The following is a 24,750-nucleotide window of genomic DNA, read 5'->3' on the forward strand; positions in this document are numbered from 1 at the left end:
TGTACGGGTGCAATGCATTGCGCCCCTATGTAGATAACGCTTACCAAAATGTATTTATTGTTACAAATTGATATCCTTGTTCTATAAGTTTAGGTATTAAAAACTCTGTTGTTTCCGCAACATCCTGCCCACCACAAGCACCATCATGCAACACAATAATCGAGCCGTTACAGACCTGTTCTAACACTCTCTTGGATACGATACTAACTCCAGGTCGAACCCAGTCTTCTGGAACAACACTCCACATAACTGGGCGGTAATTCCACTGGTGTAATAAATTTAATGTTGTAGGTGTAAATAACCCATTGGGCGGACGGACATCGCGAACTTGTTCGGGTTCTAGCTGACAAGTATCATAAATGGCTGCTTGGGTTTTTTCTAAACTTTGCTTAAGTTCAGTTGGAGATAGCATGGGAAAATTTCGATGATCGTAGCCATGCAATCCAATCCAGTGTCCGCGCTCAAACAACTCTTTTGCTATTCTGGGCGAACGATTGACACAAGCACCCAACCAAAAGAAATTGGCGGTGATATTGTAACGATCCAAAACTTTCAAGAGCTCGGGTGTGTATTCGGGATGGGGACCATCATCAAATGTTAGGGCAATAAATTTGGAATTGGCATCACCGCACCAAAGGCAGTTAGGGAAAGTTGGTTTGAGAACGCGGTAGAAAATTGGAAATAGCGGAGCAAGGTGCATATTGAGTGTGAGGAGTGAACTTAGATGTTAGACGTTATTGATGTCAGATCTGTTGCTCCTGACTAAAGTCAGACAACTCAATTGGCAAACCTACATTAAATGGGGATTGATTAATATTGAGTTGAATATAAACATCAGTTGAATGCAGAATAGCCAATCGCAGCTTTTGCCAAAGTCAAAGTTGGTCAACAAGTTCACCTGCGAATATCTGCGTGTCCCCATCCAGATTACGGAACTCTTAAAGGTAAAGTCACAGCCATTTCTCCAGATGCTATCTCACCTTAAGCCCAAGGTGCTAACCCTAATAGTAGCACTACAGCTAGTAAGATGGTGACAGGTGGTACTTTCTATGAGGTGAGTATAGAACCAGAAAATCTGGTGTTAGCTCAAGGCAAAAGCCAATGTTTCATAACTTTAGGGATGCAAGGCAGAGCAGATATTATCTCCAGGGAAGAAACTGTACTAAAATTCTTTCTGAGAAAAGCAAAATTAATTGCTGATTTTTAAGGAAATATTAGCTAAAAGCACCACGCGATCGCTTTCCAATTAACTTCCCTCAATAATATTAATTCACGCCGAGATACTCATTACCTTCCTAATCAAGGTATCTTGTGCAACTAAAATTACCCTATGAAGCCTCATGCAATATATTAATAAAGAAAATAGGTATAAGTAGAGTCTCAGGGATTGTATAAATTTTTTCTAACACTCAAATTTTTCCAAACTTGGAAAGCGCTTTCTCCCAAATAACGTGGAATTTCTTGGAGTAGGTTCTACAGTCCATCATCATGTTCACCTTCACCGTAATATCTTAGAAATCTGATGAGCTTTTTGTTAACGTACTTATAGTGAATTCTTGTTGAAGACGGTCGTTGAGTAATCCTGAAACGGTATTCTTTTTTTTGTGCCAAATACTCATCCTGTAGAAATGAATCTCTAGCTGCCTCTTGCTTGGTCAAAGTTAACCTTCTTGCAGTATATTCAATGATATCCTCTCTAAAAAATTGAGTTTTTATAATATCTTTTAAGAATGTATTGGAAAACTCATATTCAAAAATAGGTTTTTTATTTAATTTCTTAAAGACGATGTTTAATGCGGTTTTAAATTTTTCAATTTCATCTAAACTGTTAGGCCAATAATCTGATGCTATGTTAATACGTTCAAGCCATTCTCTTGGTTTTGCTATAAGGGAAGGATTTAGTTTAAAAGAATGACAGTTGCATGAAAACAGATAATTTTCTGCCTGACGACTGGAACTCAAGCACAAATACACATTTTCATTTCTATCAATTACTATATGCATTAACTCTAAGAAAGCAAGTAATGTTAAATCTCCAAGCTTACTACAGTCTATAGGAGGCTCAACTAGACAAGAAGTTAAATTTTTAGAGTTTTGAACGTATTCTTTGGCTTTACTAAAAGCTCTATATATGACTTGTACAATTGGCAAATTCCAATCTCTATCTAGCCGCCAAGGCGGTGATTGTGGAGAATCCCAAAGTAGTTTTTCTAGCTCATCCGTCCAATATACTTTTGTAATTTTATAATCATTAATGTTCTCTAGGTTATCCAGTAAATGTTGTAAAAAAATATCTCTCTTCTCTGAATCTTCCCAATCTTGTACAGATATAAACAAGTTTCCTGGCTCTAAAACAGTTTTCATAGCTTCTTTCTATTGTTCAATTTTACTGTTATTAATTCTAGAAGTTTGTCGCTTTCTTAGCCCTGCTCTCAAAATATTTTCCTGCTCCAATGCAGCTTGATCGAAAAAGTCTGCTGGCCAATTGGTAACCCCAAAGTTTTCATCTATACAGATTTCTTCAAAATTAGACCCAGAATCAGTTGCACTAATAAAATAGATGGCAATAAAATTTTTTAATATACCTGTTTCATCTTCTACAATTCTTCTAACTAATCTATTTATAATATGATCGCTATGAGTTTCAACCATCACTCTCTTACCAGATTTAGCCAATGCAATAAAATAATCAGCTAACTGCATTTGAAGATTAGGATGCAAATGAATTTCTGGTTGTTCGAGCAAAAGAGTATTTCGATGTTGCATCCTTAGTCCTTCTAAAAGAATTGGAAATATTTGGCTTACACCAAAGCCAACATCGGCAATGCTGACGCGAGTTTTAGAAGCAGAGCTTGAATTAAGCTCTAAATAAACAATTTCATTTTTAATCTCAGATTTGAATCCCCTTATATTCATTAAATCTAACCACTCTTGAACAGCGTCAGACAAAGTTAATTCTTTTTTTTGCTTAAAAGAATTAGTTTTCTTATCGTAAAAGTAGTGATTTGAAACCATCTTATCTCGTTCGGTTAAATAGATATAGGCTGCGTTTTCCCCTTTGACACCAATTTCTGTAATCTCATCTTCATATATGTATCTCCTAGAGGGTTCCTCTCGCAAAGGACCCAAATAACTGTATGAGGAAAAAATAGCTTGGAGTAAATTGTTGATTCTAAAAATAGTAAATAAAACCTCTGTATCTAGAATATCCGCATTCTTTGCAGAATCATTTTTCATCACAATAGGACGTATAGAAAATAAACTTGTAAACTTAATTTTTGCAGATAGTATTTCACCTGTATGACTCGATTGCTCGCGATTAATTCTATTTCTTAAATTTTTCCAATTGATTGTATATAAATCATTATCAGACAGTTTTATATCAATGCAAGCCCCTGGTTTTTTTTGTTTATTTGAACCTATTGCCTCTATTTCAAACTGAAATTGCTCTACAATTATTGTTTTAAGATGACTTGTACGTTTACTTCTTGCATTAGGTGCTTTCAATACAAATTTAGCATGAATTAAAACATCTTGGTTTTGAAGCAATTCTCTTTGTGGAAAAAAATCTCTAATTAACAATTCTAATGGTATAGCATTTGCTTTAGCTCTCCCTATTAAATCTTCTTTACTTAGCTGGAAATTAAGTTCAAAAACCAATTTATTGCCTGAACTTTTCTCAAAAATGATATTCTCAAATGAACCCAGATGCACTAATCTTCCATTAAGTAAAAGAATTTGATTCGGGTTTTGGCTTTCAAGAGTTTGTTTTAGCAAAAGAATGCTTTGCAGAATTGAACTTTTACCACAACTATTAGTTCCACATAGAATAGTAATTGGTTTTATCTTCAAATTTTTCAGATTGTTAAAACCCTTGAAATTTTCTAAAGAAATAGTTTCTAACATAATATTTTGCCTTCAATTTTCTTGGCTACGCAATTAAGTATAATCACGCAAATTGAATATTCTTCGGTTAACTCTAAATAAGCTCTAGATTTACCCATTTCTTGTTTAGTGTTTTTATAATGGTAGCTGAAGCAGACTAACAATGCAATGCAACTGCAATAAACACCAGCTAATCAAGAAAGTGAATCTACTGCAATAACGGGTCTTAGAGATTTGCCTCCCTCTCCCTATGAAATTCTCAATCCCGATGCAACTTGGAAAAATTGGCGCATGGTATAGGAACAAGTTGTATCTAAAAAAACAGAAAGTGCAAGAAATAATTAACCAAATCGAGAAGAACCGCATTCTAAAAACATTATTGAAGCTCAAGGCTGGGTTATGAGTGAAACTGGTACAGTGATTTTGACGATTGAACCTGCTATGATGACACCTCAAGCAGCTTGGTTACCTCCTTTGAATTGTCAGCAGTTGAGGAACTAGTAGAACTGAGCGGCACAACAGCAGATAATCCAGGGGATAATCGTCGATTTCCCAGTTCCTTGTCCACTGACAACAGGAAGGCAGGAGACATACCAGGAGAATTAACGATTAACACAAAGCAACTGATTATCCGACCAGATGGAAGGATATCAGCGAGTAATGCAGGTCAAGGGCGGGGAGGAAATATAACTGTTAACGCTTCTGACAGTACATTAGCGAGCTTGTGGCAAGTCAATGATGCCTCAACTGCCCAATTTATGATTAAGTTCTATCAAGAACTGAATAATCCCCGAATTACGAAAGCAGAAGCATTACGAAATGTTCAGCGTGCTTTCCTAACGGAGTTTCCCAGCACAGACTATAACCGTCCTTATCATTGGCCATCTTTTATTTTGGTGGGGAATTGGTTTTAAACTTCAACTCAACGAAGAACCTGCATGCTCTTGACTAAGGTGACTGTCCGGCTTTTGCCACAGGGTTCAGCACTTTGACAATCATTCACTTTGTCTGAACCATAAGATAAACGCACTCTCTTGTTTAAAAAAGTTTTTTCCTTTTCACAAATGTCATAGGATGCATAAATTCCTTGGTATTTTTTTCTCTTGCTATCAACTAAATCGACGTAACACGAAATATCACCATTTGTTATGCGCGTTACTGTAGCAATTTTAGGCAATGTCTTTGTCTTCTGTGCTTGAACAACAGCAGTATTTGTAAAAAAGCTAATAGTAGAAGCGGCAAAAACAGAAACAGAGAATCCTACTGCTGATAAGTGGGAGATTTTTTTATCTTTTATAACTTGCTGGTCTTGAAATAACATGATTGTAAACAGGTGTTAATTGTGAAAGGGTCTGATAAAATTATTGTGATAAAAAGTACAAGACAATTTTATTTGCAGCAAATTGCGATCGTCAACTCAAACCTAATTCTCGCTGACTCCACCAACAATGGGTTCTCGTACAATTGCGGACAAGTTAACATTTTCAGCGCTTAACAGCTCGATCCAGATTTTCTCAAGGCTGGAATGTGGAGGCTTATTTTTTTTAGCAAGGCAATCACCTCGGCTTCCTGTTCCCTCGTTTGTGGGAGGTGTTCCTCTATCGGGGGGGTTACTTTGCGCTGGGATAAAGCGAATTTTTGCGCCTAGCGAGTTGTTTGCGCTTAATTGATTGGGTGATTGTGCCAGTAAGGGCATGGAGAAGCTACTCCAGTTCAAGATTACCCAAGGCAGGATAAACAAACCTTTATAGTGCAATCTTAGCAATTGTTGCATATTGAGAAATATTATGGGTGCGTCTCATGCTTACAAGACATTATTAAACTACAAACTGCAATCACAGGATTCCGGATTTTCCAAGTACTCGCTGTTTGTATATAGCTAAGCTGCTAGCAGTCACCACCAGAGCAAAAGCCGAAGGAACCAATGGCACCCAAGCACCTTGCAAAACTAGTACACCCCAACAACTGCCATATAAAATGCTAAATGTGATTCCTTCTCCTAGTAGAATGACTGCGGATGACCTAAACAAGCAAACTACTAAACCCCCAATTAATGACCAAAACCCAACCCAAAGAATTTCCAGTGGTTTTGGCAACCACCAAATTAAGGGTCGATTATCTAACACACTACTGAGAATTTGGCTCACCATGTGTGCTTGAATTTCCAAGCCACTTAAATTTCGTACAGACCATTGACCTCTGCCATAGGGTGTGCGCCAACGGTGATCGTTGAAACTGGGATCTGTTGTACCGATGAGAACAATACGGTCTTTGGCTAAATCGGGATTAAATTTATCGCTTAGGACTTGTTGAAGTGTGACTTTTTGGGCAATGGGTTCGCTAGCGCGGTAATTAAGTAATATTTGATGACCGGCAGCGTTAATATTATGATATGCGCCTGTGTTTGTTTCCACAGTTTTAAAGACTGTTTGACCAATTCTTAAATGATAGTCTGACGTGGAACCACTTTCTATTCCCTCATCTATTAAGTAACGTGTAGCTAACTGCCAACTGAAGGCATATCTGCTTTGGCATGGGGAGGCGTTACTCACTGCTAAAAGGTGGCGGCGGAGAACATCATCAATATCCGTTACGACGTTATTAAATCCTTGATGATTTCTAGAAACTTCTTTTGGAGGGACAACACCAGGATTTCCATACTTGCAGATAGCAAAAAAGCGATCGCTGTTTTTCATCCTATCTGCTAAGTCTTTGTTGTTTGCTCCTACAGGAAGCTCGCGATAAATATCCAAACCAATTGCTCGTGGTTGCGAGCGCTCTAATTTCGCTAGTAGTCGTGCCAACGAGCGCTCTGATAGGGAAGCGGCTCCTCTTTCGGTGACAGGTTGCGATTGAACGTCTTTTTCTGTAATGGTAATAAGTAAAAGCCGTTTATCTTGTCCCTCATTTGGTCGCAACTGCATTAATCGATCGTAAGCCTGCAGTTCCCAGACTTGCACAAACCCAAGCGATCTCATTCCCATAATAAAACTGGTTACTAAAAGACTGGCTATACAGGCAATCTTGAGAGGAGGGCAATTTACGCGAGTTTCAACAGGTTGGAGTTGTTGCTTAACCCAATTGCGGTTGAAAACAGCTTGATATATGGGGTTTTTAACAACCAAGTGACCTTGTTGCAGGCTAACTAAACCAGATAGACGTAATTCCAAATACTCAGAACTGTTTTTCGCAGGAATTTTGCCCCGTTGCAAAATTTGCAGATAGAGTTCCAGCATTCGTTTGCGAGAATGAGCACTTCGTAAAATGCGATCGTGAATTGTGCGTAGATGCTCAGGCTGGTCGTGAGATTCCCAATCGTTAATAATTTCCTTGTGTACTAAGTTGCGAATAGATTCAGGGGTTTGTATTTCTGATTCTTGAGAAATCAGCCAACATAATTTTTGCGTAAGAAAAGGTTGTCCGCCAGTCCAGTAGAGAATTTCTTTCAATACAGCTTCAGAATTGTTTACTTTATCAGTTAACCCCTCAATTAGCCGTGCGCTTTCATGAACTTGAAAACCTTTCAATTCAATGGCTCGACCAATATTGAAAGGTGTAGCAAATTCATCTTGAATTAAATCTGAAGGCGTTGCAACTCCTAAAAGTACAAACGTGAGCCTTCTATATTCTAGCTTAGTAGCCCGTTTATCATAACAGTTACGAATGAAGGCAAAAAATTCATCGGTAGGGAAGCTTAGACTGAGAACGCTATCAATTTCATCAATAAAGATAACAATATTTTGATGGATTTGCTTTAGTAAAATGGTTTCAATAAACTCTCCCAACCGCTGTATAGGTGACAGGTCATTTTGTTCGCGCAGCCAGTTCCGACGATTAACTTTTAGTTCAAAACCACTGATTAACTCTTGAATAATACCGCCATACCATTGCTGAGGTGTAATCTGTTGACTGCCAATCCCACTAAGTTCAATTTCAGCACAGGACATTCCTTGTACTTGCAGCTTGAACATCGTGTTTATTCTGAGTGAGGACTTACCCATCTGGCGGGAGTTGAGGACATAACAGTATTCACCAGCCAATAAAGCATTATAGAGTTCAGAATCGGCTTCTCTCTCAATATACGTAGGAGCATTTGGAGGCAAGCTCCCTCCTATTTGATATTTGTAGTTAGATTGGGGTACAGTATTCATGGCTTTTCCTTAAGTCACAGGCTACGATCATCAAGATAACTCCAAGATTTATCAAATAAAAATCCAGACCTTAAAACCCCAATATTCCCCAATTTAACTGAATTTTTTGATTTAATTCCTTCACAAAAGCAGAGGGCAGAGGGCAGACGGCAGAAGAAAGGATTGTCAGATTTTATACAAAAATAAGCCCTCTGTGCTCTGCCATACGGTAAGACAGCCCCTGAATTTATCTATGGAGACAAATAATCAGAGTGCGAACGCTTGTTAAATCAAGCGCTTTTAAGCGTGGGGAACATAGTAGTCATCGCAAGGATGTACTTCTGCCTTAAACAGCTTGCTAAAATCATCACCCAAATCTGACAAGAGATCGTTCAAATAGCTAATCTTCTGAGGGGCGGAACCGGAGTCAGTGGATGAAGATGCAAACTATCCCCCATACAAGCAGTCGTAAATTCACAAAAATATTTGTCTTAATAGACACTTGAAATCCCCCATGCAATACTGAAAAGGGATTTGCTTGAATTGCTATTAGCTTTTCTTTCTTGAACAAAGATATAACTCAATTGGAGAGGATGAATGACTCGACGTATTACCCATGTCATGCAGTCAGTAATAAGTAAATTATCACGACGTCACACACTTGTGTGGCTTGGAGGTAGTGGACTGACCACCGCCGTTGCGATTGCTTCACAGAATCAGGAAGTTACTGCCACAGCAAACAAAGACGATCTGAAGTTGCTGAATCCACCAGGGTTGTATGATGCAACCAAAAATGGCTATAGTCATATAGCCGTAGCACCATCAAGGGCTAAGACAGTTTATATTTCCGGTCAATTTGGTTCGGATGAGAATGGCAATCTTATCTCGGATGACTTTGCCGCTCAAATGAAGCAGGCTTTTGTAAATCTCCGGATTGCCTTAGCTGCAGTCGGTGCAGAACCGGAGCACGTCGCAAAAACTACCGTGCTTATAGTCAATCATAGCGAAGATAAGCTGCCTCTATTGGGGGCTGAAATTCAAGCAATGTGGGGAACAAAACCTCCAGCAAATACTCTCATTCCCGTGCCCAGACTAGCACTTGACGGGATGTTATTTGAAATTGATGCAACTGCTGTAATTCCGGAAACTTAACTAGCTTTTGGCGAATTGCCCACACTCACCCGGAGTACCGGGTACAGTGTTGGCTCCATTTTTAATCAAAAGCATGAGCGATTAATCGCCACCACCCATCTCAAAACTATCTAGTCTAATTTCTCGCAAAATGTCTGATGCTTTCCAGCCACTAGAATTTGTACTAGCAAACCTCATTGAAACTGGTTCCACAATATCTATGGGTTCTGGTTCGGGTTCTTCTAATTCTTCAGGTAAGCTAATTTCCTGAGTTTGGCTCAAACTTGGTTCAAGTTCAGAATCACTAGGCTGGGTTTGAACTTTGGGAATTGGTTTGGAGATTTTGATAATACTTTCTTTCACAATCGTTTCTTCGGAGTTAAGGGAGTTTAAAAGCAAAAATCTTATTATACGCTTTTTTTATTTTTTTGGCGATTCTGTCAAAAACTTTGGTCTCACTGCGATGCGATCGCCATTTTTGCGTTAAAGTTTTACAAAATACGAAGTAAGGCAAGTAAGGCAATTGGGTAACCTACTATCCAAGCGGGCGATTGCTTGTGGTGCTCGCTCTTGATTCAGCCTGAAGTTTAGTTTCAGTAAATTCCCTAGGATGACGTTGTTACATTTTAGGGATTAACATATCAATCGCGTGCTCTTGCATGAGGATATTCCAACGCTAAGATACAGCCAAAGAATGTTTTCACCAAAGGGCAGATGTTGTGGCAGAATTTTTGCATATTTTATCAAACGAACATCCATCTGCCCTAACAGTTGGAAACTAAGGAATTTAAAAGGTTATAGCTATGAGACGAATTTGGCAAGTAGGTATATTATTCAGTTTCTTTTTGCTCTTTAGTACTACTATAATTCCGCAAGCGATAAGTGCTGGGTTTTCGACACAAGAGCGGTGCTTTGGTTACCGGGTATTCGATCTCAACGATCGAACAGTTAATTTGCGTCGGTCTCCAAATGGCCCCATAATAAAAGCTGTTCCAAACGGAACACAAGTCTCAGATACGTTTCCAGACACTCCGCCGATTCCACCAGGAAGAAATTGGATGCCGGTGTCATTTGAAGGACAAACTGCTTACGTATCCACCAAACTCTTGTACCGTAGTGTTTACTTGTTGTTAGACCCTAATGACAAGAAGGTAAATATTCGGCAGCAACCCAACGGCACAGTAATAAGAACATTGCCCAATAACACTGAAGTCGCTTTCATCGAACCTAAACGAGACTGGACGAAGATACGCTTGACTACAGGGGAAGTGGGATACGTCTTCTCAAAGTTTCTTAAGGAACCAACTTGCTTTTAAGCGCTGTTTTAACTTGCAGCACAACCATCTTGTGATGTTTGGCTTGCCAAAAATTTTAAAGAGTGTTAGTGTTATTTCTTCTCAGCGCATCCTTCCAAAACCTTATTACCTAAGATAAAAGTCGCTGAATAGGGGTATACTTTATCAGACATACCATCACTACATTGATCATCTTTTTTAATAATGAGTGTATTGATACCTTTACCTTTTAACTGGTAGACTCTCACAAAATCGTCAGGACGCCCTGCTGCTCTCAATGGTGTAACATAAGGAAATGCCAGTCTTTTGACTTCTGGTGAAGAGTAGACAATTCCACTTCTGCTGACAGTCACATTCCAAAACGGTTCGGTACCTACAACATTAAATCTTTCTGCTCCAGCAGTTTGTGCAATAAGCGAAGTTTTTCTATTGCTGGATAATGTACTATCATTGGCAACACTGCGATCGCTCACTAAGAAAGGAACGCTTAACCCAAGCAAAATAACACCGGATATAAAAGTTTTCATTGATAAAGACAGCATAGTGAATGATGATGTTTGATAGGAATACAATTCTACTCATAACAAACAAGCTCTAAGAATTAAACAAGATATCCAGAACGTGCCTTGCATAATAAATAGAATGTGACATTAATGAGGTCTTAGACGTAGTTCCTTGCTAACAGTTCCGCTTATAGTTAATGTATGCAGCCCGAGTTAACTTATGCAGTATTCGTTTTTTATCAGACGAGCAGCAAAAAATAATGAGGAAGCCGATATTTTTGCTTTTGACAGTGGCTGTGGTAAGTGAGAGCGCTCTCACCTCACCAGTTGCAGTACTCTAACCACTACCCAGTACGAAGCTACAGCGCTCACGAAGTATACCTGGCAAGTCAAATATGCCAACGACCTAACCAACGATCCATCACTTCGCATTCGTTCGATGCAACAAGAGTACAGCAAGAAAAGAGTCATCAAAAATGAGGCTTTCAGCAGTTAAATAACTTGCTTATACTTCCAGACCTAGCGAATTTTGGGTCTAGTTACATGATAAAATATACATGAACATTTAACCCAAGGGGCTTTGACATTGCTTCAATACGACTTTCTATATCGCTTTTTGAAAATTGCTAGTGTCAACGTAGTGTCGAATATTACAATACCCTTGTCCGGTGCAATCAGCGTCGCTTTCCTGGGACACCTGTCAAACATCAGTTATTTAGCAGGGGTGGCATTAGGCGCTATTTTATTTGATTTTCTCTACGAGAGCTGTTCCTTTATCAAGTCAGGAACAAGTGCAGTTACATCTCAAGCTGTTGGACGAGATGACCAAGAAGCAATACTTCTAGCAGGACTACAAAATGTCTTACTTGCTTTGGGATTGGGTATACTTTTTCTGCTACTGCAATACCCTATAGGGAAGCTAGGGTTTATGTTGTTAAACGCTACTCCAGATGTAGAACTTGCCGGTATTGCTTATTTTAATGGCCGGATTTGGGGAGCGCCTGTGGCTTTAATCAACTTCGTCTTAGTTGGGTGGTTTCTTGGACAAGAAAAAAACCGCAAAGTCCTTTTACTTACTATTGTTGGGAACGTTGCTAATGTTGTATTGAATTACCTTTTCATTGTTGTTTGGGATTGGTCAAGCATGGGGGCAGGATTGTCGCAAGCTATTAGCCAGTATATAACCTTATTTGTAGGGCTTGGGATGATTATCCGTGAAGTTCCGTTAAAAGAAGTAGGTGCTTTAACAGGGAAAGTCTTCAATTTGTCCACCTTCCAAACTCCTTTTGTTCTGAACCGCAATCTATCTGTTAGGTCTGTAACGATCGTATGTATTTTTGTCCTTTTCAATGTTTTTAGTGCAACATTGGGAACTAGTGTTCTGGCTGAAAATGTTTTACTTCTTCAAGTCGTAGCATTAAGTATGTATATGTGTGATGGAGTAGAATACGCTACGGTAACTTTAATCGGTAACTTTCAAGGTCAAGGCGCAAAAGATAAATTTGTCCCACTTTTGCAAATTGCATTAGGAACTAATCTGGCTATTGCTTTAGTAGTTGGGATGGCTGCTGTCTTTTTCCCCGACCCCATATTTAATCTGTTCACTAACCATTCTGAATTGGTAGAAGCAATTAGAGTGTATATCCCCTGGGTACTTCTTGTTATAGTCGGGTCGGGATTTGCTTATGTTCTAGATGGATATTTTGCTGGCTTGGGTGAGGGAGTTGCTGTACGCAATACGTACACAATCAGTGGCTTGCTGGGAATCACCGGTCTATTTTTATCAACCTTCTATTTTCATAGCAATCATTTTTTATGGTTGGCTTTATCTACATTTATGTTGTCTTGCACTTTCACTCTGGGGATACAGATACCTATGACTTTGCAATCAAATGAGGAAAAGGAAGCTGTTGTCAACTCATAATTGAATTGATTAATTTATCTTGATAATACTAGTTCTAGAACATTATTCCTTTCAAAACTTATGTTTACTACTAAGCTGTGAAGTCTCCATATTTTCGAGATGACTCACATCATTCCAGACAATCAGACTCCAGAGCCCGTTAACATACTCAAAAGTGCAGAAGTTCGCATTATACAACTTAAAGCGCCAACTATTTCCAGGTGGGAGACCAAGCACCATTTCAAAAAAACCCATCAAGACACAACCATGAGTGAGTACCACAACGGTTTCATCTAAATGTCGTTCAGCGATCGCACTCAGGACACGAAAGCTTCTGTCTCTACATTGCCTTAAACTTTCTCCTTTTGGGATGACGTATTCAAAGCCAATACGTTCGTAGTCTTGCCGTTCCTGTGGAAACTTCTCGTGCATTTCAGAGACTGTTAATCCCTGAAATATTCCCATATTCCACTCTCGTAATTCCGGGTCAAAAATGACTTTCTTTCCACATACTTCAGCAATGATATTGGCTGTTTGAACAGCACGACCCAGGTCACTGCTGTAAAAAGTGGTGAATGAAAGACGCCGTAAGCGCTCGGCAATGGCATGGGTCTGCCGGATTCCTTTGGGTGTCAATGGACTATCGAGTTGCCCCGTAGCCTTATCCTGTACATTCCACTCGGTTTCCCCATGACGTACAATAACCAGTTTCATTTCTTGTTATCCTCATACACAGCGATTGATAAGGAAGGCTCCATTTCTACGGCAGGGTTTTGATTTCCAGACTCATTTGACCAATTTTGAATCAGCAGGGCTGAAATTTCTCAGCAGTCAAATTAAAGATTAGGACATCTCCGTGTTTGCTATTTCCTGTTCCCTGTTACTTATTCCCCATTCCCTAAAATGAGATTTAACTTTAGGTTGTATCACAAGCTCTAGAAAACTTGACAATGATATTGTGATAACAAGCCAAATGAATAAACCTAGGGAAAAACTCAAAACGGTTCCTTGCCAAGGAAAGTATTTATACATTAGTATAGCAATCGGTGTATGTAAGAGATAGAAAGCATAAGAAATACGACCCATAAAATTTATTTTTTTCAAGCCATCAGCAGATATATTATATTTTAAAATAATAATTGCAAGTATGATAAACAAAGATGATGCTACCAATTTTGGTTCTTGAAAAACACGTTCTTTCAAAATTATCCAAAGCAGGTGAAAAATAGGAATTAAAAAACTGATTAAACGTAAATAAACCAACCCATAAAAATAGCGACGTGTGATTTCACTAACTATTAATATACAAATTGGCAGAATTGTTAGGTCAGAAAAATTGACATGACTAACAACTGGATTGGAAAAACCTAAAGCGTTTAAAATATATTTACCTGTTAAAAGATGATTGGTAGCATGAAATAATAAAATATAGCTAAAAAGCGGTAAAAAAGATTCTTCTTTACTAGAGGGTTGTATTTTCCATGCTAATAATAGCCCGCTCAACCAAAAAATCCATCCGGAGGCATAACCAGCAAGAAACTGGGGAAATAATGGAAAAAAACAGCCTATAGCACTGACTAGAAAAATCCCTAAAAACATATCTAAAATTCTAGGATGCAACCACCAGACAAAGATAAGAACTAAATAATAGAGAATTTCGTAATTTAAACTCCACACAGCCCCGTCACCTGCTATAGGAGGTAGGGAAAAAGAAAAGTATCTATCGAAATTTTGCAAAAAAAATAAATTTCCTAAAACGATTTTAAATTTTTCATTAGGTTCAGCCAATACTCCTAAACAAATAGCAATGAAATAAATGGGTAAAATTCTAATCGCTCGACGTAATATATAATTATAAGCTTGTTCAATAGAGAAGTCTTTTTTAGTTGTTAAGCCAATAACGTAGCCTGAGAGAACAAAAAATAGTAAAACGGCACTATGCCCCGCTTGTAAATAGCTGAAATAAATATTGGGATGGTAGGTAGGGTCTAAAAAATTTTTGACATCAAAAACATGAGCTGATGCGACTGAAAGGGCAGCAAGTCCTCTAATACCCTCTAAATTATAGTCTAATATTGAATTCTTTTTTAAAGAGTCATCACTTCTGCGATCGGGCTCTATTTTTGCATTAATATTCATGAAATTTCATTAAACTGAAGCAACAAAAGTTAAATCTGGAACAATAACTTCATCACCAAAACCAATTCCTAACACTTTTAATCCACACAAGAGTGCATTGTTTCCATCAGAAGTGGCGATACTCCTGAAGGGAGCCGCCCAAGGGGCGAACGCATATTTAGCCACCGTTAATTGAGCCACACCGCCAAATTCTATTTGGCGGATTCAGGCTAGAAGTTGGCGCTAACTTTTCGTCCGAATCTATTTGCATAGAATGACTATCTGGTCAACGTTTTCTAACTATGGGTCGAACCGCTCTGCCGTTCTACCATTTACTATTGTCGATTCAAGGTTCAATTTGAATAATTCTGTATTTTGTCATAAGAATATTAATATCATTTACAGTTAGTGTAAAGTATATCATATATTTTAAAACAAAAACTACTTGACAAGGTTTTAAAAATTAGTTTATTATTTCTGCGATTTAACCTATGTAAAACTTTCTGCCCTTGTAAAAGCTGATTCGTAAAAAAAATCTTAAGAATACCCAATTCTTTGCTGGAAATGGCTTTTAGAAAATAAACAACTGATGGGTTAAAATACCTGAAACCCTGACGATACTAAGCCTGTACTCTAGTTGAGAAATTAGCTCTTAGACAATTGCTCTTTAAACTACCTAAAAAAAAATCATGACCATCATTTTGGTAACAGGTTCAGCCGGGTTAATTGGTTCTGAATCAGTCCGATTTTTCTGTAATCGTGGCTTTACCGTGGTTGGCATTGACAACAATATGCGCTCCTTAACCGATATTTTGAAAGAGATTTTGACGGAAAATATAAGTCGCTGGAGCTAGAAAGAAACTCATGAGCAAACGAGTTTTGATTACAGGAGGAGCGGGTTTTGTAGGAAGTTCTCTGGGTTTAGGATTAGCTCAACGCTATCCGGACTGGAAGATTATTGCCTTAGATAACTTGAAGCGACGAGGTTCAGAGTTAAATTTACCTATTAGTTCTATCTAAATTGAAAGGAATTTCTATGAATAAATTGTAAATTCTAATGCTCGTAGATAAACAAACTCAACTAACTTAAGGAAATCATGTTAAAAGAAATATTGAATAGTAAAGTTTTCAAGTTTCTTATCGGTGGTGGCATAGCAGCTACGCTCAATTTAATCCTCATTTTTTGTTTCATTGAATGGTTAGAATTTAATACCTCTATTTTACGCAATGTTGCAAATGGATTGTCCATTGAACTGTCACTGTTAGCTAGTTTTTTCATCTACAGAATTTGGGTATGGCCAGGGGGAGCTTGGACAGTGGGAGAAGTATTGTTGAGGCAAATCCCTCTCTACCATATTGCGGCAGGAACGGCTGTTATTGCTCGGCTCTTTTTCATTTTTCCTCTCTTAGATCGCTTAGAAGTTAATTATTTTATTAACACCTTATTTGGCGTATTAGTGAGTGCGGCTCTTAACTACTTAATTAGCGATCGCTTAGTCTTTCAAAAGTCAGATATTTGTCAATCAATTGACACTATTTCCCTAGTTTTGCTGAGCAAGAATGGCTTATATCATTTAGCTTTATTGCTTTTATTAAAAGAAGAAACTTCAGTTAAATTGTTGGGAAATCGGAAAAAATATCCGCATTCAACAGAAATTTATTCTCCTGAAGGATTAGCACCAGCATTAGAAAGTTGCTCTGTCTCACTGAGTCATTCTCTATCAGGAAAGTCTAAAAATATTCAGGTTATATCAATTGTCATTCCGGCTCATAATGAAGAAGATTGTATCGTAGCTACTGTTCAATCTATCAGCCAGCTTTTAGAAGAAAAAAGAATTGTTTACGAAATTCTTGTGATTAATGACAATAGCAGCGATCGCACAGAAGAATTATTGCAGCAACTCAGTTCTCAAAATAGTAACGTAAGTTATATAAATAACTACTATCCTAATGGGTTTGGTTTTGCTGTGCGATGTGGGTTAGAAAATTTCCAAGGAGATGTCGTAGCTATTGTAATGGCAGACAGTTCTGATGCGCCAGAAAATATTGTTGATTACTATCACAAGTTACAAGAAGGCTATGATTGTGTGTTTGGTTCTCGTTTTATTCCAGGTGGTCATGTTATTGACTATCCTCCCCATAAATTGATTGTCAATCGCCTTGCTAATTTATTTATTTCCCTTTTATTTGGCTTAAAGTTTAATGATACCACTAATGCTTTTAAAGCTTACCGACGGGAAGTTATAGAAGGAATTACTCCTCTTTTATCCCATCACTTTAACTTAACTGTAGAAATGCCGCTTAAAGCAATCATCAGAGGATATTCCTACACAGTTATACCCATTATTTGGCGCAATAGAGCCACGGGAGTTTCTAAGTTAAAATTAAAAGAAATGGGAAGTAGATACTCATTAATACACTCTATGGCTTTTGTGTCCAAAATAGAAGCTCCCAAAATTTCTCCATGCTTGTGAGTGATTAATTTAAAAATACCTGTGGTTTCATTTTGAATTTGAGCAGCTGTTATGAATTTAGAATATTGTCGTATGACGATAATATCATCATGACTGTATCGGCGTTTAGCTTGTGCTTCAGTTAAACCAACTTGTGCTACTGGCGGGTAAGTAAATATAGCCCAAGGGATAGATTGGTAATTGACTTTGAATTTTGGAAAAAAGAGTGCATTGTATAAAGCAATTCTTGCTTCATAATGAGCAACATTGGCAACTTCATAGCCACCAATGACATCACCGCAAGCCCAAATACGGGGATTGGTAGTTTGCAGTTTCTCATTCACCAATAAGCGGTGCTGGTTCCACTTCACATCTACAGCAGCCAAATTTAAAGATTCAATATTTGGCTGTTGTGCAGCTGCCACGATAATTTCATCTGTTTCAATTGCCTTATCTCCTACTTGGAGCCATTTTTTATTCCCGATGCGCCTAACCTGTGTAACTGGGGCTTTCGTAATGATACGTACACCTTCTGCTTCTAGTTGGCTGCAAAGCAGTTGGATGATTTCAATATCAACTTGAGGAAGAACGTGGCTGTGTTCCACAACCAGGGTGACATCGTAACCCAATCGTGCCAAAGTTTGAGCCATTTCAATACTTTGGGGAACACCGCCAACAATCGCCCATTGTTTGGGTGGTGTAGGACTGCTAAGACATTGCCAAACATGAGGTAAAGTTAAAAAACCTGTTTTTTGCAATCCTTCAGTTTCTAGTAATGCCGGACGAGAACCTGTAGCCAGCAAATAAGTGCGGGCGCGAAGCTGACGGTTATTTACGATAAATGCCAGATGAGGTGATGGTTGGAATTGACCATTACCAACAATAAAATCCACTCCCTGTGCAGCTAGAACACTAGGTGAGTGCTGTTCTTGGACATTAGAAATAACGCCACGGGCGTACAGCATTGCTTGGGACGTATTTACAGAAAATTGGCATTTCTCTCCAGTTTCAGCACATGTAGTTTGAAGACCCTGAAGAAATGCCTCATCAAGCTGCTTGGCAAAGTTGCTGATTTGGCTAAAAGCATGGTGATAGATAAACTCGTAGGGTGTGCTAGCTAGAGGTAACGCACTGTTGACAGTTGGTTCGACCAAAGCAACTTTAGCTCTTAATTTGGTTGCAGTTAGGGCAGCAAAGCGTCCGGCTAAGCTGCCACCAATAATCACAACGTCGTAGTCAATAGTCATGAGTTATTAGTCATTGGTCAATAGTCAATAGTCAATAGTCAATAGTCAATAATTTCTTTGACTATTGACTCTGGACTATGGACTCTTGACTAATGATAAAGCTTTTAGCAAGCGGTGGTTGTCTGAAAAAGAGAGCACGGCTAAACGGAAATAACGATCGCCTAATTCAGGAAAACTCAGGCAATCACGAATTAAGATTCGGTGATCCTTGAGTAATTTCTGTTGCAAATGCAATGTAGACTGCTGCGATCTCACAAGTAAAAAATTAGCAGCACCATGTAAGGGTTCCAACTCTGGTAAGGAAGCTAAACCCTGGAAAAGTTGGTTGCGTGCTGGTGGTAGCCATGACCAAGTTTCTTCCTGAAAAGCCCTATCTTTGAGAGCAGCGACTGCTGCCGCTGCTGCTAGGGTATTCACAGGCCAAGGATCGCGCCACAACTTCCAGCAGTGCAAACGGTCGGGGTGCGCGATTGCATACCCCAGTCGCAATCCAGGTAGACTGTAGAACTTGGTTAGCGATCGTAAAATCACTAAGTTCGGATATTCCTGCACCACATCGATCAGACTTTGTTCCCGATCTGGAGGTAGAAAATCCATAAAAGCTTCATCTACTACCACCAAAGCAAATTTCTCCAGGTATGGCAAAATTGCTTCCCGCGAAAATAACCTTCCTGTTGGATTGTGAGGATTATTGAGCAATAGGCCTTTGTCTTTTGTCCTTTCTTCTTTGTCAAGAATCAATGACAAATCATTCATCACAAATGATGAAGGACGAATAACTAATGACAAAGGACACTCCAGAACTTTGGCATCGTATGCTGCCAGCGCTCGATAGTAATCGCCAAAAGCTGGAGTGATTAAAGCCGTTGCGGCTAATTGAGCTAATTCCCTACCTGCTAGGGAGAGCAACTCTGCTGAGCCATTACCGGGCAAAATCCACTCGGGGGGTAATTGATGAAAGTGACTGAGAGCAAGTCTCAGTTCACAATAATCTGGGTCTGGATAATGCCTGAGATTATCCAATTGGGACTCAATTGCAGCCAGAGTGCTTTTTGGAGGTCCCAAAGGGCTAATGCTGGCAGAAAAATCCAGAATGGCACTTGGGGGACAGCCAGCCAGTGCTGCTGCCCAAGCTAGGTTTCCCCCGTGTTTTGGTTGCCCCATCACCATAGGCTCACAGTTGGGAAAACCTATGATTTTGGGGGTGCAACTTTTTCTCTAAACAGCTTTCCAGCTGAAAAGGCAGGAACTTTAGTGGCTGGAATTTCCATTTTCTCGTTGGTTTTGGGATTGCGACCTTCACGGGCTTTACGTTCCCGTGATTCAAAAGAGCCGAATCCCACTAGCGTGACTTTATCGCCAGAAGAAACCGCTTCAATGATAGTTTCCAATGCCGCCGTTAAAACTGCGTCAGCTTGTTTTTTGGTAACGCTAGCTTTTTCAGCCACTGCATCAACTAATTCACCTTTATTCATGTCAAACTCCTTAGGGTTTACTTGAGATTGTGTACAGATGCTCCCTGATGCATCTCTACTTATTTCTCTATTGGGAGATTTACAGAAGTCATCCTTTTAGAGTATTTATGCCTAAAAGACCTGTAAGTCTCATAGGCTCGACTTTTCAATGAATCATTCTAAAGTGTCCAAGCCAGAAGTGGATACATGAAACCATTAATTTATATAGATTTCAGGATTTTTTCTATAAAAAGGGCACTTGTTCCGCTAAAAAAGCCCAATACGGTAGGAATAAATACTTAGTAATAACCCCTATAACTCTGACAACAGGGGTGGGTAAGAAAAAATTCAAAATTCAAAATTCAAGCGTTTGAAGTTCAAAATGAAAAACTAGTGCTAGCAAGTAACCTACTCTTACACCTCATGTCCATATCAACAAATAGGCAACAATACCTTGTTATCTTCACTCGCTATCCTGAACCGGGCAAAACAAAAACCCGATTGATACCTGCTTTAGGTCCTGAAGGTGCGGCTACACTTCAGCGCCAAATGACAGAACACACAATACTTCAGGTTAAACAACTGCAAAGTAGCTTGAGCGTATCCTTGGAAGTGCGGTTTGCAGGTGGGAATTTGCAACTGATGCAAGATTGGTTGGGGTCTGATGTCACTTGCCAGCCGCAAGGCGAGGGGGATTTGGGTTTGCGTATGCTGCGATCGCTCAAGAGTGGTTTTGAGGCAGGCGCAAAAAAAGTTATTATCATTGGCACAGACTGTCCTGAAGTGAATGCTGAAATTCTGAGAATGGCTTTTGATCGACTTAACCACAACGACCTGGTGCTCGGTCCTGCCACAGATGGAGGTTATTACTTAGTTGGTTTAAAACGCCCTGTCCCAGATTTATTTACCAACATTACCTGGGGAACAAGTCATGTCTTGCAACAAACTATAGAAAAGGCACAGTTCTTTAACTTATCAGTAGGTTATTTACCCGTCCTCTCTGATATCGATCGTCCAGAGGATTTACCAGTATGGGAAAAACTTGGCAACAGATGACATAACACATATAACGAATCGGTTATCTGTTAGTTTCACAGATAAACCATCCGCGATATACGTTACATCCATCCCTCTGCTATCTTCCTCCTAATGGGGTATTTACTGTTGTCACAAGCAGTGCAACTCTTGATTTGGTATTCTTCAACACAGGTATTTCCTGAGGACGCGCTCAAACACAGATGCTAGCGTGATGTAGCCTAAACCAAGAGGTAGTAAATGTAAATATTCGCGATCCAAAAAAACAATCTCCCAATCACAAACAACCGATAGCATCATGGGAACAATATTCCAGTACCTTTGAATAGAACAACTCTCACCTTTAAATGCAAGACAAAAACTATGAATAACCATTTGGCAGCTGTAACCGCTTCCCGAACACTCAAGGTGGTGGGAATTATTTTAATTTTGTCCTTCTTTGTTGATTTTTTAATTCTGTTGTTCCCCTTCCAACCAACTAATAAGGCATGGCAAATCGATCTGGCAACAGCGCTTGTTGACCGAGGAATTGTCCCTCTGGTGGGCTTAGGTATGCTATTTGCTGGATACTGGGTTGATAGTTTTGATGATGCCAGCCGTCCTGGCATTGATTTAAGATTTCCAGCACTGGTAATATCCAGTGTTTTGGGCTTAATGTTTTTGCTGATTTTTCCCTTGCACCTTAATAACATTCGTCAAGCAAGTGCATCTAGGGTAGAACAAATCACAAGGGATGCAGAAGCTGCAGAAAATCAACTGAAAACCCAGCTCAATCAAGTGCAAGCTCAATTGAGTAACGATAAAGTTAGAGCAGCCGTAGAACAGCAAAAATCTCAAATCAGAAATCAGTTTACGGAATTGCTGAAAGATGAGCAACGATACAAGCAAGCACTCGAAAACCCAAATATTCCTCCAGCCCAAAAAGATTTATTGAAGAAGTTTAAGGCAAATCCCCAAGAACTCGACAAATTTATTGCTCAGCAAAGCGATCCTCAAACCCTGGCAAATCAACAACTTAGCCAGATTCGCGAGCGTAAGGAAGAAGCTGAGAAACAAGCCCGAGAAAGGGCATGGAAATCTGGATTGCGAATTGGTTTCAGCAGTTTGCTGTTATCTATCGGTTACATCATCATTGGCTGGTCGGGAATAAAAGGTATGGGTGCTACACAGGGTGGTGGACGCAAAGTGCCAGCACGCTAATTCACAAGCTGAAGGCAGTAGGAGGCATCACCTCACTCATGGTGGTTCATACTGCCACTTCACTAACTTTGAGCATGAAATTATTAAGCGCTTGTAATATTTTATGTTTAACAAGTCATTTTTTGTACATTGCCAGTTAGCCTATCAAGAGGTATAATTTAGCACAAACAAAATATGAATACTAACAATTGAAATGTTGTCAATTTACATACTGACTTATAACGAAGAACTAGACATTGCTGCTTGTATAGAGTCGGCAATGCTATCGGATGACATTATTGTTGTGGATTCTTGTAGCAGCGATCGCACTGTGGAAATTGCCAGCTTTTATCCGGTGAGGGTCGTCCAACACGCATTTGAAAGCCACGGTCGCCAACGAACTTGGATGCTAGAAAATATACCACCCAAGCATGAATGGGTTTATATTCTCGAAGCAGATGAGCGTATGACGCCAGAACTTTTTGCAGAATGCGAGCGGGCAATTTTGAGCCAGGAATACGTGGGTTACTACGTTGCCGAACGGGTTATGTTTATGAATCGTTGGATTCGGCGCAGCACCCAGTATCCCCGCTATCAAATGCGCCTCTTCCGCCACGGTAAAGTCTGGTTCGTGGACTACGGTCATACTGAAAGAGAAGTTTGTGAGGGTACGACAAGCTTTTTGAAGGAAACCTACCCCCATTACACTTCTAGTAAGGGCTTTAGCCGTTGGATAGAAAAACACAATCGCTACTCTAGCGATGAAGCCAAAGAAACCGTCCAGCAATTGGAGGGTGGCATGGTTAATTGGCGTCATTTGTTTTTTGGCAAGACAGAAGTGGAACGACGTCGGGCTCTCAAAGACTTATCCTTACGCTTGCCAGCTAGACCCCTGATACGTTTTCTTTATATGTATTTTATTCTGGGTGGCTTCTTGGATGGGTATCCGGGTTTTACTTGGTGTACCTTACAAGCTTTCTACGAGTACCTAATTTTACTCAAAGTTTGGGAATTGAAACATATGCCCATACCCAACTTGGATGCCAATAATGCTCAAACTCAAACTACTAGCTTAGTCTCCCATTCTGCAGAGTAAATATGCTACTAAAGACTTTGTAGTTAAGTAGATTTGCCTCCAGGGATGGGCGACCCACCCATCCAAACTAAAAAAATTATTTTTGCATAGTTTTGGGGCAACCACACCAATAAGAGTGGGCTTTACCCATCTGACTCTACTTCCTTGGGTGAGCTTAGCTTGTGACATCTCACAATACTTAGTCAAATTATGCTATAATTTATATATCTTAACAAGTTTCAAATAATTCTTACGAACTGAGATCCCTTGACTCTATAGAGATCTATTTACCAACAACCTAAATCTAAGCAGTTACAGTCATACTTTCAGAATAGTTAGCAGCTTTTTATTTGGCACGGTAGTATTAGTAATACGTTAAAAGACTTGAAACAATCGTTTACAAGTCTTAAAAAGACAAATGACACGCTGTTGGGTTAGCTTACTGCAACTGCCGTTGTTAGTAACTATGTGTAGGTAAAAGTCGGCAGCTATCAGCTGACAGTCGTTAGTGAGTCGCTTTGCCATTTGACTAAATTGCTGATATGAGTACCAATAAAAGAAGTTCCACTTGCCTAAAAAAGGAGAATGGGGGCTTGGCAATCAATCGCTGGAAACAGGACTTAAAAAATGACCTGATTGCAGGTTTGTTAGTCGTTATTCCCCTAGCGACCACAATTTGGTTAACAGTTACCATCGCAATTTGGGTTATCAACTTTCTCACCCAAATCCCCAAACAACTGAACCCCTTTCAGGGAATGCATCCCATCTTGGTCAACCTGCTGAATCTCTTAGTAGGACTAATGGTGCCACTATTAAGTATTCTTATTATTGGCTTGATGGCTAGGAATATTGCAGGGCGGTGGTTACTGGATTTAGGGGAGCGACTGTTACAGGCAATTCCTTTAGCTGGACAGGTATATAAAACTCTTAAACAGCTTTTAGAAACACTATTAAAAGATACGGGTGGTAAATTTCGCCGTGTTGTTTTAGTGGAATATCCGCGACGGGGAATATGGGCGATCGCCTTTGTGACTGGCAATATTAGTAGTGAGATTCAAGCTCATATGTCTAGCTCTATGTTGAGCGTTTTTATCCCGACAACTCCGAATCCCACCACGGGATGGTATGCAGTTGTTCCGGAAGACGAGGTGGTCAACCTGTCAATGTCTATTGAAGATGCCTTTAAAATAGTAGTTTCTGGTGGTATTGTTGCAACAAACACACCCTTACCTCCGTTAGTTATTCCCAAAGAGCGTAAACTGGATGTCCCACCTTTAGAAACAAAACGACAAGTTATGCCTGTCGAAGAAACCTAGAGTCAATAATTATCAGTTAGGAGTTA

General features: G+C 39.4%; 24 protein-coding genes and 3 pseudogenes. 12 read left to right on the plus strand and 15 right to left on the minus strand.

What is annotated here, in order from left to right:
- Positions 1–40: 40 nt before the first annotated feature.
- Together ACYRY3_RS38405 and ACYRY3_RS38410 are read right to left on the minus strand one after the other, a co-directional pair.
- On the minus strand, positions 41–700 hold the full coding sequence (locus tag ACYRY3_RS38405) for a polysaccharide deacetylase family protein (RefSeq protein ID WP_460206997.1): 660 nt from the start codon (positions 698–700) through the stop codon (positions 41–43).
- Positions 701–752: 52 nt separating this feature from the next.
- Positions 753–875: pseudogene (locus ACYRY3_RS38410) on the minus strand (AAA-like domain-containing protein); the annotation flags it as partial.
- On the opposite strand from ACYRY3_RS38410, the pseudogene ACYRY3_RS38415 reads away from it, so the two are divergent.
- Positions 869–1,207: pseudogene (locus ACYRY3_RS38415) on the plus strand (HlyD family secretion protein); the annotation flags it as partial. The pseudogenes ACYRY3_RS38410 and ACYRY3_RS38415 sit on opposite strands and share 7 nt — an antisense overlap.
- Before the next feature lie 266 nt (positions 1,208–1,473).
- Here ACYRY3_RS38415 and ACYRY3_RS38420 read toward each other — a convergent pair.
- Positions 1,474–2,364 carry a hypothetical protein gene (locus ACYRY3_RS38420; protein ID WP_460206999.1) on the minus strand — a complete coding sequence of 297 codons (891 nt, stop codon included), beginning with the start codon at positions 2,362–2,364 and terminating at the stop codon, positions 1,474–1,476.
- Positions 2,365–2,373: 9 nt separating this feature from the next.
- Positions 2,374–3,906: a DUF3696 domain-containing protein gene (locus ACYRY3_RS38425; protein ID WP_460207000.1), complete on the minus strand. Its 1,533-nt coding sequence runs from the start codon at positions 3,904–3,906 to the stop codon at positions 2,374–2,376.
- 440 nt (positions 3,907–4,346) lie between these two features.
- On the opposite strand from ACYRY3_RS38425, the gene ACYRY3_RS38430 reads away from it, so the two are divergent.
- On the plus strand, positions 4,347–4,799 hold the full coding sequence (locus ACYRY3_RS38430) for a CHAT domain-containing protein (RefSeq protein WP_460207001.1): 453 nt from the start codon (positions 4,347–4,349) through the stop codon (positions 4,797–4,799).
- An 8-nt stretch (positions 4,800–4,807) separates the two neighbouring features.
- Here ACYRY3_RS38430 and ACYRY3_RS38435 read toward each other — a convergent pair whose 3' ends face one another.
- The 3 genes from ACYRY3_RS38435 to ACYRY3_RS38445 form a co-directional block, all read right to left on the minus strand.
- Entirely contained in the window at positions 4,808–5,206 is a 399-nt protein-coding gene (locus ACYRY3_RS38435; RefSeq protein WP_460207002.1) for a hypothetical protein, read from the minus strand.
- A 102-nt stretch (positions 5,207–5,308) separates the two neighbouring features.
- Entirely contained in the window at positions 5,309–5,659 is a 351-nt protein-coding gene (locus tag ACYRY3_RS38440) for a hypothetical protein (protein ID WP_460207003.1), read from the minus strand.
- Between the two features lie 61 nt (positions 5,660–5,720).
- Positions 5,721–8,036 carry a CHASE2 domain-containing protein gene (locus tag ACYRY3_RS38445; RefSeq protein ID WP_460207004.1) on the minus strand — a complete coding sequence of 772 codons (2,316 nt, stop codon included), beginning with the start codon at positions 8,034–8,036 and terminating at the stop codon, positions 5,721–5,723.
- Between the two features lie 576 nt (positions 8,037–8,612).
- Between ACYRY3_RS38445 and ACYRY3_RS38450 the strand changes: the two genes are divergently transcribed.
- The gene (locus ACYRY3_RS38450; RefSeq protein ID WP_460207005.1) at positions 8,613–9,167 is read left to right on the plus strand and encodes a RidA family protein; all 555 of its coding nucleotides are present in this window, start codon (positions 8,613–8,615) and stop codon (positions 9,165–9,167) included.
- 81 nt (positions 9,168–9,248) lie between these two features.
- Here ACYRY3_RS38450 and ACYRY3_RS38455 read toward each other — a convergent pair whose 3' ends face one another.
- Positions 9,249–9,509 (minus strand): hypothetical protein, encoded by a 261-nt coding sequence (locus ACYRY3_RS38455; protein ID WP_460207006.1) that lies wholly within the window; start codon positions 9,507–9,509, stop codon positions 9,249–9,251.
- Between the two features lie 440 nt (positions 9,510–9,949).
- On the opposite strand from ACYRY3_RS38455, the gene ACYRY3_RS38460 reads away from it, so the two are divergent.
- Positions 9,950–10,462: an SH3 domain-containing protein gene (locus ACYRY3_RS38460; RefSeq protein ID WP_460207007.1), complete on the plus strand. Its 513-nt coding sequence runs from the start codon at positions 9,950–9,952 to the stop codon at positions 10,460–10,462.
- Positions 10,463–10,533: 71 nt separating this feature from the next.
- On the opposite strand, the gene ACYRY3_RS38465 is transcribed toward ACYRY3_RS38460, so the two are convergent.
- Positions 10,534–10,968, minus strand: a complete 435-nt coding sequence (locus tag ACYRY3_RS38465) for a COG3650 family protein (protein WP_460207008.1) — start codon at positions 10,966–10,968, stop codon at positions 10,534–10,536.
- 556 nt (positions 10,969–11,524) lie between these two features.
- Between ACYRY3_RS38465 and gntT the strand changes: the two genes are divergently transcribed.
- Entirely contained in the window at positions 11,525–12,868 is a 1,344-nt protein-coding gene (gene gntT, locus ACYRY3_RS38470; protein ID WP_460207009.1) for a guanitoxin biosynthesis MATE family efflux transporter GntT, read from the plus strand.
- A 51-nt stretch (positions 12,869–12,919) separates the two neighbouring features.
- Here gntT and ACYRY3_RS38475 read toward each other — a convergent pair whose 3' ends face one another.
- From ACYRY3_RS38475 to ACYRY3_RS38485, 3 genes are all read right to left on the minus strand, one after another.
- Positions 12,920–13,561, minus strand: coding sequence for a histidine phosphatase family protein (locus tag ACYRY3_RS38475; RefSeq protein ID WP_460207010.1), 642 nt, complete (start codon positions 13,559–13,561; stop codon positions 12,920–12,922).
- A gap of 129 nt (positions 13,562–13,690) precedes the next feature.
- The gene (locus ACYRY3_RS38480) at positions 13,691–14,986 is read right to left on the minus strand and encodes an acyltransferase family protein (protein WP_460207012.1); all 1,296 of its coding nucleotides are present in this window, start codon (positions 14,984–14,986) and stop codon (positions 13,691–13,693) included.
- Between the two features lie 9 nt (positions 14,987–14,995).
- Positions 14,996–15,166, minus strand: a complete 171-nt coding sequence (locus tag ACYRY3_RS38485) for a DegT/DnrJ/EryC1/StrS family aminotransferase (protein ID WP_460207013.1) — start codon at positions 15,164–15,166, stop codon at positions 14,996–14,998.
- A gap of 488 nt (positions 15,167–15,654) precedes the next feature.
- Between ACYRY3_RS38485 and ACYRY3_RS38490 the strand changes: the two genes are divergently transcribed.
- From ACYRY3_RS38490 to ACYRY3_RS38500, 3 genes and pseudogenes are all read left to right on the plus strand, one after another.
- The gene (locus tag ACYRY3_RS38490) at positions 15,655–15,819 is read left to right on the plus strand and encodes an NAD-dependent epimerase/dehydratase family protein (RefSeq protein WP_460207014.1); all 165 of its coding nucleotides are present in this window, start codon (positions 15,655–15,657) and stop codon (positions 15,817–15,819) included.
- 10 nt (positions 15,820–15,829) lie between these two features.
- The gene (locus tag ACYRY3_RS38495) at positions 15,830–15,985 is read left to right on the plus strand and encodes a hypothetical protein (RefSeq protein WP_460207015.1); all 156 of its coding nucleotides are present in this window, start codon (positions 15,830–15,832) and stop codon (positions 15,983–15,985) included.
- 77 nt (positions 15,986–16,062) lie between these two features.
- Positions 16,063–17,202: pseudogene (locus ACYRY3_RS38500) on the plus strand (glycosyltransferase); the annotation flags it as partial.
- An 89-nt stretch (positions 17,203–17,291) separates the two neighbouring features.
- On the opposite strand, the gene ACYRY3_RS38505 reads toward ACYRY3_RS38500, so the two are convergent.
- From ACYRY3_RS38505 to ACYRY3_RS38515, 3 genes are all read right to left on the minus strand, one after another.
- Entirely contained in the window at positions 17,292–18,665 is a 1,374-nt protein-coding gene (locus ACYRY3_RS38505) for a dihydrolipoyl dehydrogenase family protein (protein WP_460207016.1), read from the minus strand.
- A 75-nt stretch (positions 18,666–18,740) separates the two neighbouring features.
- Positions 18,741–19,829, minus strand: coding sequence for a threonine-phosphate decarboxylase CobD (gene cobD, locus ACYRY3_RS38510; protein WP_460207017.1), 1,089 nt, complete (start codon positions 19,827–19,829; stop codon positions 18,741–18,743).
- 26 nt (positions 19,830–19,855) lie between these two features.
- Complete coding sequence (locus tag ACYRY3_RS38515) at positions 19,856–20,140, minus strand: HU family DNA-binding protein (RefSeq protein ID WP_009457351.1); 285 nt, start codon at positions 20,138–20,140, stop codon at positions 19,856–19,858.
- A 402-nt stretch (positions 20,141–20,542) separates the two neighbouring features.
- On the opposite strand from ACYRY3_RS38515, the gene ACYRY3_RS38520 reads away from it, so the two are divergent.
- The 4 genes from ACYRY3_RS38520 (at position 20,543) to ACYRY3_RS38535 (ending at position 24,724) form a co-directional block, all read left to right on the plus strand.
- The gene (locus tag ACYRY3_RS38520; RefSeq protein ID WP_460207018.1) at positions 20,543–21,175 is read left to right on the plus strand and encodes a TIGR04282 family arsenosugar biosynthesis glycosyltransferase; all 633 of its coding nucleotides are present in this window, start codon (positions 20,543–20,545) and stop codon (positions 21,173–21,175) included.
- 342 nt (positions 21,176–21,517) lie between these two features.
- A complete protein-coding gene (hpsJ-B, locus tag ACYRY3_RS38525) occupies positions 21,518–22,354 on the plus strand; it encodes a hormogonium polysaccharide biosynthesis protein HpsJ (protein ID WP_460207019.1) in 837 nt (278 codons plus the stop codon).
- Positions 22,355–22,547: 193 nt separating this feature from the next.
- Positions 22,548–23,429 carry a glycosyltransferase family 2 protein gene (locus ACYRY3_RS38530; RefSeq protein ID WP_460207020.1) on the plus strand — a complete coding sequence of 294 codons (882 nt, stop codon included), beginning with the start codon at positions 22,548–22,550 and terminating at the stop codon, positions 23,427–23,429.
- A gap of 521 nt (positions 23,430–23,950) precedes the next feature.
- A complete protein-coding gene (locus ACYRY3_RS38535; RefSeq protein WP_460207021.1) occupies positions 23,951–24,724 on the plus strand; it encodes a DUF502 domain-containing protein in 774 nt (257 codons plus the stop codon).
- Positions 24,725–24,750 lie beyond the last annotated feature (26 nt).

The organism is Scytonema sp. NUACC21 (assembly GCF_054684315.1).